Annotated in this window: 7 protein-coding genes and 1 pseudogene; 2 read left to right on the top strand and 6 right to left on the bottom strand. The window is 60.1% G+C overall.

The window, feature by feature from the left end; all coding sequences use genetic code 11:
* On the bottom strand, positions 1-660 hold a 660-nt coding region (locus BMY19_RS00120; protein ID WP_170862893.1), incomplete at its 3' end, for a porin.
* 702 nt (positions 661-1,362) lie between these two features.
* On the opposite strand from BMY19_RS00120, the gene BMY19_RS00115 reads away from it, so the two are divergent.
* Entirely contained in the window at positions 1,363-1,935 is a 573-nt protein-coding gene (locus tag BMY19_RS00115) for a hypothetical protein (protein ID WP_100250514.1), read from the top strand.
* Positions 1,936-1,950: 15 nt separating this feature from the next.
* Here the strand turns inward: BMY19_RS00115 and BMY19_RS00110 are convergent.
* The 5 genes and pseudogenes from BMY19_RS00110 to BMY19_RS30405 form a co-directional block, all read right to left on the bottom strand.
* Positions 1,951-2,358: pseudogene (locus tag BMY19_RS00110) on the bottom strand (phage major capsid protein); the annotation flags it as partial.
* 218 nt (positions 2,359-2,576) lie between these two features.
* Positions 2,577-4,502, bottom strand: coding sequence for a TniQ family protein (locus BMY19_RS00105; protein WP_100250513.1), 1,926 nt, complete (start codon positions 4,500-4,502; stop codon positions 2,577-2,579).
* Between the two features lie 2 nt (positions 4,503-4,504).
* Complete coding sequence (locus BMY19_RS00100; RefSeq protein ID WP_100250512.1) at positions 4,505-5,578, bottom strand: ATP-binding protein; 1,074 nt, start codon at positions 5,576-5,578, stop codon at positions 4,505-4,507.
* Between the two features lie 7 nt (positions 5,579-5,585).
* On the bottom strand, positions 5,586-7,826 hold the full coding sequence (locus BMY19_RS30410; RefSeq protein ID WP_139215614.1) for a transposase family protein: 2,241 nt from the start codon (positions 7,824-7,826) through the stop codon (positions 5,586-5,588).
* Positions 7,823-8,518, bottom strand: coding sequence for a hypothetical protein (locus tag BMY19_RS30405; protein WP_139215613.1), 696 nt, complete (start codon positions 8,516-8,518; stop codon positions 7,823-7,825). The genes BMY19_RS30410 and BMY19_RS30405 overlap by 4 nt, the downstream gene beginning before the upstream one ends.
* A gap of 1,323 nt (positions 8,519-9,841) precedes the next feature.
* On the opposite strand from BMY19_RS30405, the gene BMY19_RS30400 reads away from it, so the two are divergent.
* Positions 9,842-10,111 (top strand): hypothetical protein, encoded by a 270-nt coding sequence (locus BMY19_RS30400; RefSeq protein ID WP_139215612.1) that lies wholly within the window; start codon positions 9,842-9,844, stop codon positions 10,109-10,111.
* Positions 10,112-10,425: the final 314 nt, after the last annotated feature.

Below are 10,425 nucleotides of genomic sequence, written 5' to 3'. Positions count from 1 at the left end.
GCTGCGGCGGAAGACCGGGTCTTCGGCCGAGATCGTGGCGGACAGGCCGTTGCCGAGCGTGGCCGTGTAGGCGAGCAGGTTGGTCGAGGCGATGTCGGAGCCGAGCGTGGCGCCGGCGAACTCGAAGTCGTGGGCGTAGAAGTCGAAGAACGACGAGGCGCGACCGGCGGTCATGCCGGCGAACTGGATGAAGGCCTTGTCGACGTTCACGAACTGCGAGGCGCGGCCGAACTGGTCGATGCCGAGAGCCGGGAAGGCCTGGCCGATGCGCTGCTGGGTGCCCGACTGGCCGACGCCGGAATAGCCGGTGCGGGATCCGGCATCGAGGCGCACGAAGGCGCGCAGGGTGCCGTAGGCGGTCTGGGTGCGGGCATCGAGGTTGATGCGCATCCGGCCCTGGTAGCCCGACGTATCACCGACGTTCGAGCCGTTCTGCCGCGAGTAGCTGGTCATGTAGCCGCCCTCGAACCGGGCGCGGCCGGAGAGACGCAGGCAAGTGTCGGTGCCGGGAATGTAGAAGAAGCCGGCGCCGTACGCGCCGCAGACGCGGACGTACTCGACCGGGACAGCCTTCTTGACCGGCAGATCAGCCGCCTGCGCTGCGCTCGCCGCGGACAGAGCCGCGGCGGAACAGAGGAGCGTGTGCTTCAAGATCCTCATCGATTTCCCCAAAACGTCGAGACCCATATTGGAGACAGCATTCAGCCACGCAGGCCGCGCTGCTATTATTTGTTTCGGCCGAATTGATTCGTCTTGCCGATGAGCTCTGGTTCTTTCGAGCTCTTGTTCGAATAAGTTCCCGCAAATGGCCGCAGCCATCAATCCCAAATCGGAACGGCCACCCGTGCCGATGTATTCGGTGGCCACGCGGCCACATAAAAATGATCTTGTTTGTCCGACGGAAACAGACACAGCACGAGCGTTTCGGCTGGAAAGCGTACCAACAGACCATGTTTCTAGCAGAAACACTGTACTTCCCTGACAGATCGTATTGATCTACCGGAAACGAAGGGGTATTCGGCCGTCGAGCCCTCACGGGCCGGCTCGGACGCGGATCCGATCGCCCTGCAGGATGGCGCCGCGCCGGGCGGTGCGCGGGCCCCGCAGCGACGGACGTCTGCCGACGGGACCGGACCCGGACTGCTCGGTATCGAGAGGCGGCGCCGGGGTCCCGGCCCCCTCTCACCCCATCGGGTCGACCGGCACGGCCGATCGGCCCTAGGCGAGCCGCCCATGCGCAGCGCTTCGTTTCATCCCGTCCCACGCCCGAGTCGTCCGCGTACCGTTTCAGCGTTTCCATGATTTCCGCGCGTCCGCCCGAGCGGATCCGCGTCATGCAGCCCTTGAAATTGTGAGACGTCAGTGGAAATCGATCTTGAGACATATTATCAGGCGGCCAGAACCGGCAGTCTGGCCTGTATTCGCTCGCTCGACCCGATCTACGGCGAGCGCTTCTTCTTCCTGCGCGTCCGCGAGGTGCGGAACGGCCGCATCGCCACCGCGCGCGGGATCTTCTGGGCGGTCAACGGCGAGAAATGCGATCCGGGCTGGGGCGGGGACGCGCACGCGCTGGTCGTCCCGACCCTGGCGCTCCTCGAGATGATCGAGCCGAACCTGGAGCGGATGGCGCAGTTCGGCGTCGACCGGCGGTTCGAGATCGCCGTGGCGCGGGCCGTGCTGGAGGGCCGCCTCACCGAGATGCCCGAGATGCCGCAGCCGCCGGTTCCGACCCTCAAGGAGGCGCAGGCCGAGCTGCAGGCCGCGATGGCCTACTGGGAGGCCGTGGACGTCCGCGAGGCGAAGCCCGGCACCTCGGTGCGGATCCGCCGGGAGGCCAGCGAGCGGCTGGTCACCGCCCGCACCAATCTCGAGCGGGCCAAGCAGCAGGCCGGGCGGCTCGCGGGCTGCGGCGACCGCGCGGGCTGCCCCAGCTAGGGTTGCCGCCGCGCGTCAGGAGAACTTCAGGAGCTTGAGCGCGTCGAAATCCTGCACCCCGCCGCCGACGCGCTTGGTGGTGTAGAACAGCACGTAGGGCTTGGCCGAGTACGGGTCGCGCAGCACCCGCATCCCCGTCCGGTCGACCACGAGGTAGCCCCGGCGGAAGTCGCCGAAGGCCACCGACAGGCTGTCCTTGGCGAGGTCCGGCATCGCCTCGGCCTCGGTGACCGGGAAGCCGACCAGCGTCGCGGACCGGCCGGCGGCGAGGGGCGGCTGCCAGAGATAGTTGCCCTCCGAATCCTTGAACTTGCGGATCGTGCTCTGGGTGCGCCGGTTCATGACGAAGCCGGCATTCTGCCGGTAGGCCGCCCGCAGCCCGTAGATCAGGTCGAACAGCGCGTCCCCTGGGCTCGCCGACGGTGTGAAAAGAAGGTGAGTTCGGCCGAAGCATGCGCTAAAGAATTGTGTTTGTTAGAGAATTTTTTGAGCCATCGACTTTTTCCCTTGAAGTTTGGGAGTGCCACCACCGAAAGTCTGGGTAGCAACTGGTCTTCCCTTCGCCTCTCACAGCCTCGGGGAGACCACAGATGAAAAAACCCGCGCCTAGGCGCGGGTCCGTAAAGGTCGGGATTTAATTGCTAGAATATGATGGTGTTAGATTGTAGTTCCTCCTGATTCTGCACCTTCTTTCCCTGCTTCAGCACCACCATACTTCCTGCGATTGATTTTAAATCGTCAATTTTATACAAATGGCATCCTCTTGCCGGATTTTTCCTCCCCGTGTTCACAAGCCGTCGATAATATCCTCCTGTCACGAATGTACTTTGCACGCCTCGTCGGCGCAGCGCGGCATGGAGAGCGTTGGTTTGGACGCCAATTTTCCGAGCCAAAGATGATACGATAATGTAATTCTTTTCAAATGAAATTATACTGGATGCATCTATGAGACGATATTTCCCTTTTACAAGAGGTGATATTACTGCCATCAGATGCCCACTGCTTATCAGCGCATCTAGGGATTGACCGCCAATCCCAAGATATTTTGCGGCAAAATTGAAACTGAAACCCGATGAATCCGCACGAAGTTTCATGACCGAATCTAAATCGACATGGATCTCGGGAATCGTATCGACTCCACGCAACCGAAACGCCGGCAGGCGGTCACTCAAGATTTCCGAAGCCAAATCGGCAAATGTCATCGAAAAATAGCGTGCGGCGTGTCTCAAGCCAACGGCATAAAAATTTTTCGGGAACTCCTCCACTTCCGTCGCAGATAAAATCATACGCTGCGAGAAATCGACGATATCATTGTTCCAAAAGCGAAAAGCACCATTGTTCCGCTGACTCACGATCGGGGATATCATTTCGGCGCCGACGAGTGACAAAGCTTCCTTGCGAGTGAGGCCAAGGGTCTGCTGAAGCCTTGCGAGATTTACGCTGTTTGCTGCCTTGCGCAGAATCAAATCGTTCTGCTCGTTTGCTGCAAACAAGGTGGCTTCAAAAGGTGCGTCCAAGTCGTTCGGGATCACGCCAGCTTCCGTGAAAAGACGTGAAACTGTCCCCTGGGTAAGCCCGAATTTATTCGCCGCCGACGTCACACTCCAGAAGCGCCGGTCTGGCAGAGCCCTGCCAAACACCACAGTTCCCGCCGGCAGGGCCGTGGTCGAGAAGACCTGCTCCGCCGCGATATCCCGAATAGGATCGAAGGCCGGCCCGGCATGCGTGAGCCATCGATAGAAGGCGCCCAGATCGGGACTGTGCGACGCCCGGCCGGGAGATCCGCGTCGTTGTTTGATCCACTGCTCGAAGGCATCAGGGCCGCCCGCGAGGACTGAAAATCCGACGCCTCCCGCGCGCCACCATCCGTCGCTGTCGACCGAACACCAGGGCACTTCCTGTCCGATCGTTTCCAAGTATCCAATCGCCTCAGAGGTCTTTGCGACGACGTGCAGGGGCAGACCGTCCAGGAAGGGATCGCCCGTATCGCGGGCCCGAAGCCGTAGGCGGAGATAGTCCTCGAGCCTCGAGCATTTACGGACAGCGAGACCGGAGGCGAGCCTGTCGAGGCGCGAGAGGAACGGCTCGTACCGTCTTGCCAGATCATGGGAGCGCGTCTTCCCGGTGGCATGTGTCAGCGTCGCCAGGGCGAGGCCATGCTCGGGGCAGGTCCTGAGCGACGCCACGTGCCACCAACCCCTTCCGAACGCAGCGGTGGCTGGATTTCGGGCGCCTCGGGCGTCGTTCGCGAGGCACATGGCGCAGGCGCGGATTTCCGACCTCGACAGCGCGCTCTTCGGCAGCGGCACCCCGCCGAGAGTGAACCCATCTTCCCCTTTGCGGAAACTGTTCGCGAGGAGATGCATGTGGTCGACGTCAGCGGCCTCCGACAACGAGCGGATCGTGTCGTCTCGCCCCACTAAGACGTGACCGAACAAGGCGCCATGCGCCGCACAGAATTCCATGGCGTTCGAACAGCCCGACCTCACGGCGAGGCGGGAAACGAAGGAGTGGGCGGATTCGCCCTCTCCCAGTTCCAACGAGCGATAGATCCGGGAGAACGGCATAGTCAGCTTCTCCTCGAACCTTTCTGGCGGTCGGCTGCCACACCTACCTCCGTCGTGGCCTCAAGCGCGTTGCCGAGAAGCTTCTGGACATCGATCTTCCACCACTGCGTTGCGAGATAGGGATTGGCCAAGTCCGGCCACGCATATCTGCGATGAAGAGCATCCGCGAATGACGCGACGCGAATAGTCCGATCCCGCGAAGTGAGCGCCAGATTTACGGCGTCCATGATGATTTCGACCGACCTACCGAATGCGCGATTGCAAGCATGACCGTGTCGAAACACGAACTCCGCATCTTCCGGTAGGTCTATCTTGAGGCCGTAGACAGCCGCGTACCTTGTGATGAGGGGCCGGATGGACGTGGTCAGCTCGACGTCCGACATGGGTTTGAAATGAACGGTCGCGTTCAGTCGGCGAAACATGCCCCCTTCGGTTTCAAACAGAGGCGCGATCTCCGGAGTACTCGATATCAGCAGACCGAACGGGGCCCCCTTCCAATCCTGTATCTCTGCGAACTTGTCGCGAATACCGACGAATTCGGATTTGGAAGCAGACCTTCCAATCCGATAGCTGTCATCGATATGTATGATGTAGCGCCCTGTGGCCTCCCAGTTGCGTATCACCATATTCCAGACCTTCGTATTCACGAGACTTGTGCGTGGATTTAGTCCCGCCTCTTCCAGGATGTGCTCGCCGAGAGATCTATGGGTTCCTTGAGAGTTCGCATTGAACGTCACAATCGGACAGTCGGAAAAGCGCTCGCCGTATCCTGGAAAGAGGTCGGGATACGACCGAATTGCCATTTTGATCGCATAGGTCTTTCCTGCCCCCGGCTGGCCGACGCAGAACAGGCTTGGCGCCGTCAGGTCTTCCATGACCTTGTCGGAGAAGGCTTCCCACGGCGCTTTCCGGGCCCCCTCGACAGCCTCGAACCGTCGGCAATATGCATCCCAGGCGGCTCTCGACAATGCTATATTTTTGCGAGCCAACGCCGTCTCCGAGAGGAGCTTGAGTATCCCCAGACAGGTCTCGTGGTAGACGGGAGTTTCAAGCTGTATTTCACGGAGTCGAGACATAATTCAATCACTCTCTGACCGACCAGTAGGGCTGCGACGGCTGCTGATCGCTCGACGACTCGTCCTGCTCAGTTGATGGCGACGCCGAGAAATTGGCCAATTCCGAGGATGACGCAGTCGGGACCCTCTGTTCGGACCGTGCAGTCCGGAAGCGAAGCGGCATCTTGTCCGTTTCGTCAGATGCACGACTGGCCAAGTACTCGCGCGCCGTGATTGCAATCGAAATTGAGCCTTCGGCTCGATTGACAGTTGCCTCCGTCGGCCTGGTCGGACCGAGCGCTGCCTTTGCAATCGCGTCCTCACTTCGCTGCCTGATGGCGAGCCGGGCCTCGTGGACCACGTGGGCATGAACTTCCGCCTGGTCGCCGAAACGCACGCGCATCTGTCGCATCGCCTCGACATGAAGCGTGAGCGGTATGCCGTCGAGCGTCTCGTCCATCGCGGGCAATTCGTACCAATCCCGCCCGAGACGGACGCTCACGGCGCCGAGATCATGCTGATCGACTGAAATCTCCAATCCCTCAGCCGGGATATCGCTCGTGTCTCGAATGTATTGCTGGATGTCAGTCGACTGGTAGTGGTTCCCGAGAACAACGACACCCCGTGGTCCGGGCTTGCGAAAGACTCGTATGCCAAACAAGACCCTGCGCTGGTTCGAGTTCAGCGGCGGGACGATCCCTCTCGTACTTGCAAGTCGCCGCCAGCGATCGATTGGCGTTTCCCCCCTCATGGCCGGCGAAGGCGTGAGGTGATGGACGTCGACCAGCCACCTTGCGATGTCGAGAGCGAGATCGTCTCCGTCGATCGAAGCGCGGGCTTCACTGTCGTAGTCGCCGCGCACTACGGGATTCGAGAATGTCTGACCGGTGTATCCAGCGAGTAGATCGGTGTTCACGACACCGAAGAAGCGCTCCTTCGTACCGCGCAACTGCGGCTGCGCGACTGGGCCGATCAGATTCTTGCAACCCATTCCAATGATGGCGCCCCGAACGTCATCACTCGTGACTGCGGCGCCGGCATCCGTTGCAATCGTATCCGCACCACAGGCCATATCCCACCTGGAGCGCGCACCGGTGCCGCGAACGATCGCCGACTTGTCGCGTGTAGCGAGAGACAGAACGGAAAGAAGGGCGTCCGCACCTGGATTTCTGGTGAGGACGAAGCCTAGAATGACACCGGTCGCGACATCGATCGCAGAAACTATCCAAAGTCGTTGCACACTCCTGAGCAGCTCTTGCTTCAAGTCGCCAAGCGATTCCCAAATCCCCGCCGACTTGAGTAGCGTCATGATCGGCAGCTTCGATTCGTCTATCTCGACTCGAGCCCCTGGCCAGTCCGCGTCTACCCCGCTGGAAACAACTCCGAATCGACGCTCGGCCGACCGAATGCTTTTCCGAGCCGCCTCGATCTGAAACGGCGTGTATTTCCTTTTGATCGTGCTTGTCAGCGCCTTGTCCGACGGAACGATGAGGAGTGGTTCACCGTTCTCCGCGCGCTTGATGTTGTCTTTCTCGATCTCAGCCTTCATATCCCTGTGGAGCTTAGGCACACTCGGGCGGCGCTCATCAAGATATGATGTCGCCGTTCTTGCCAGTATAGCCAATATTTCCGCTTGGAGAGGAGATTCGCTACGACCGCATCGAAAATGTTGCTTCCGCAGCGCCAGTGGATGAAGATTATGCGCTTCATAGGTCGGCACCCAGCGCTCAAGATTGCGGCCGCTCGCGGCCCGAAGCACCGTCACAGGATCGCCGGCACGAGCCCGACGCTCCTTCGCGGCGTCGATCGCCGGGGCAGCCCTCTTACTCCGCGACGTCTGATGCGGCCGCTCCATCGCCTCGGAGTATTTGAGCGCCCCGATGACGCGTGCCGCCCTTTCGTAGCCTAGGCGTGTCCGGCAATACGTGTCCGGGTCTTCATTGTGGAGCCGAAGAAATTCGTCGCAACAACTGGCCGCATGTAGGCAGTATGCTCTCTCTTCTTCGGGGAGCTGATCTAACGAATCGACTCCCGACAGAAGTTTCAAGGCCGCGGTTGCCCTACTAAAAGATCCACGCTTGATTTCCAGTCTACCGGCCAGATGATGATTCCATATTTCCTCGTAGGTGAATGCCTCCGCCCTCAGTTTGGCGTCGTCGCGAGCGAGAATGTACCCGCCAGCTGTCGTTTCCACCAAAACGTAGCCACGGCCACAGATCTCGATCTTATCATGCAATTCAATTCTCAAGATCGTGCCGAGAAGGCTCATCGCTCGTCACTCCACTCCGGTGAATTTTTGACCAATGATTGGGGAGTTATGCGTCCAGGCGCGACCAATTCCAGGAAACCCGCGTCGATCAGGCGGACGACGGCACGAAAGGCAGCTCCATCGGCGAACGTGCCGACGATCCACGAGATACGCACTGCTCCGAACGTGTCGGCCAAGAGCTCGAGAATGCGTCCGTCGAGAGTGCTGGGTGGGTCGCGACGTACCGACATCACCAGCTCGGCGTTGTAGATCTCATTCGGGTGGGGATTTCGATCGGTGAAAATCTCAACCCAATCGGCGCGATGGCCATTTTGAGATGCGATCAGACTCATTTCCGCAATGAAAGATTCGGATACGAACAATTCCGGTTTTACCTGTACGAAGAATCTTTCGGTGCTTTTCATTGTAACGAGCAAATCGAATGTGTGCCTCTTCTCCATACCATTCGCATTCACGTAGCCCACGAATTCGGGCTGCTCGATGAGACTGACGAAATCCGATTGTGCAAAGTAGAATTTCATGGCCTTGGCTTCGAGATCGGCCTCGAAAACATATTCCCGCCAATCAGGTCCAACTAGAGAGCCGCGAGCGGACGCCGCCGAGCGTAAACTCGGCATGCGGGTAGCGAGGCTTTCGTCCGGATACCGGTAAGGCGGCGACGTCCACCTCGTGTTGTACTGTTCGGATTTCATGAAGCTGATTCCGGGCACGCTTCTCCCCGCCGCCACTCCCGGCAAGGGCACTCGAAGGACAGAATGAACGAGGTACGCCCGGCGTCTGCCGGGCGTGGGAGAATGCCGGCCCGCTAGGACCGACCGATCCGGAACTCGCGAACGGTACAGTCCGTGTTCAGGCTCGCGTCCACGTTCAGGCCGCGAACAAGAAGGCCGCTCTCTGGCGTTGCATCGGAGCGGTCGTTGGGATTTTCGATACCTCTCGTCTCTGCATCCGCGCCGTCGGCCGAGCGGGCACTTGCAACGAGGGGCTGGGCCTTCTGAGAGGCTCGAACGAATCCTGTACGAAATTCATCGCATATGTGGCGCATAAGGGCTCCCGGCTTCGTCGAACCGCGCCTCCTCCCCACCGCTGTTGATAACAGCGGGTCGGAATGGCGTCGGCGCTTGCAGGGCCCGGCGGACGATGGCAAAAAAAGAGCGTGCTCAATGGCACGACTCGGCCTTCCTTATCCTGGCAAGGACAAGGTTGGTTGAGCCACCGGATCCGCAAGGATCCTGCTGGTGTGGAGCTGCTGTCTGGTTCCTAGGCCGTGGAGCAGCGGCTCCATTTTAATTAGGGCGCGACGGCGACGTCGCGCCCTGTTCTTGTTCAGATCATCACCTTCCTCCGTTTGGGCGATTGCCCACAGGCGTTGGGTCGGCGCATCCAAGCGGATACGACGGCCCGACAGGGCAAAATTTCGATTGAGATTTCCGAGCCCGCGCAATGGAGTGCGGCACAGCCATCCGGCTATGCAGGTTCCGCAGTCCTAAGCCGCACCGCGCGAGGGCAGATGCGACTGCGTAGCGCCGAGGGTTGGCAATCCCCGGCTACCGCCCGCGTCCCTAAGGATAGCTCCCACCTGCGAGAGCAACGCGAACGACCGTGCGAAGGAATGAGCCAGGCCTGGAAACCTATGGCAAGCGGAAGTCCCACAGATTCTTCGCCCACCTATCGGTTCCTGTGGACAATCAAAGGAACTGACTACCTGGTGATAGGCGCTCCCGAACTTCGGAAGGGTCCCGCGATCGGCGCCTCCAGACCCTCGTTTCCGGCCGAATCCCGTCCGAGATCGCGAGTGCCAATTCGCCCAGGCACGCCATGCCAAGGATGGCATCGACACCGTCGGCCGGGGCTCGGACGCAGGCGGCGAGATCGGACAGTGTGCGCTGCTCAACCTGCTCGAACGCGGCCAGGATCCTGACGCGGTCGCTTGCCGCGACAATTTGATGTCGTGTCGCCCAGACCGCCCGCGCATCGCTCGCGATCGGTTCCGACAGAACGGTCGCCCTCGCGACGTGGACGATCTGAAGATCGCACTCAATCACCGGTTTGATCGTAGTGTCATCGACCCCGACGACGAGCATCCGTCGGGCTCCTTTCTGGACCACGAAGGCGAGACAACCCGGGACTTCGATCTCGACTGGATCCATCGCATCGACCGCAGGATCGAGGGCGGCCTGGAGGAGCAGATCTCGATGCCAGCGATGCCGGTATCGGATCGGGTGTCGGCATATTCCGCCCCTGAACCCGGGATAGCGCGCATGGAGCGATCGAACATCGGTTGACGGTAGTATTTCTTTCATCGCGATCTGCGGCATTGCCTGTCCATCAAGATATGGTTCCACACGGACAGGAATCCACATCGTCGGATCCTGCCTATCCGGATCGAATTCGTTTCATCGAGTCCCTTCCTGCAAGGCTCGGCCCGCGAACCTAGGGGAACGGCCGGACTTCATCCGATCGGTACGCAGCAAAAGGGGCTAAATATGCCCCTTTTGCAACTACGTCTTCTGCTCTTAGCCGGCTCGACATGGTGGATAAACGGGACGTCCGATACTGCGTCTCGTCATGGCGAACGGGAATCTTCGATTGGAATCAT

The sequence above is a fragment of the Methylobacterium sp. UNC300MFChir4.1 genome, from assembly GCF_900110155.1.
In the GTDB taxonomy this organism is placed as follows: domain Bacteria; phylum Pseudomonadota; class Alphaproteobacteria; order Rhizobiales; family Beijerinckiaceae; genus Methylobacterium.
This window is presented reverse-complemented; position numbering and strand designations above follow the sequence as displayed.

What these genes read in the sequence shown, in the direction of transcription:
- BMY19_RS00105 (WP_100250513.1), bottom strand. Translation starts at nt 4,502, where the DNA reads ATGCCGTTCTCCCGGATCTATCGCTCGTTGGAACTGGGAGAGGGCGAA.
- BMY19_RS00100 (WP_100250512.1), bottom strand. Translation starts at nt 5,578, where the DNA reads ATGTCTCGACTCCGTGAAATACAGCTTGAAACTCCCGTCTACCACGAG.
- BMY19_RS30410 (WP_139215614.1), bottom strand. Translation starts at nt 7,826, where the DNA reads ATGAGCCTTCTCGGCACGATCTTGAGAATTGAATTGCATGATAAGATC.
- BMY19_RS30405 (WP_139215613.1), bottom strand. Translation starts at nt 8,518, where the DNA reads ATGAAATCCGAACAGTACAACACGAGGTGGACGTCGCCGCCTTACCGG.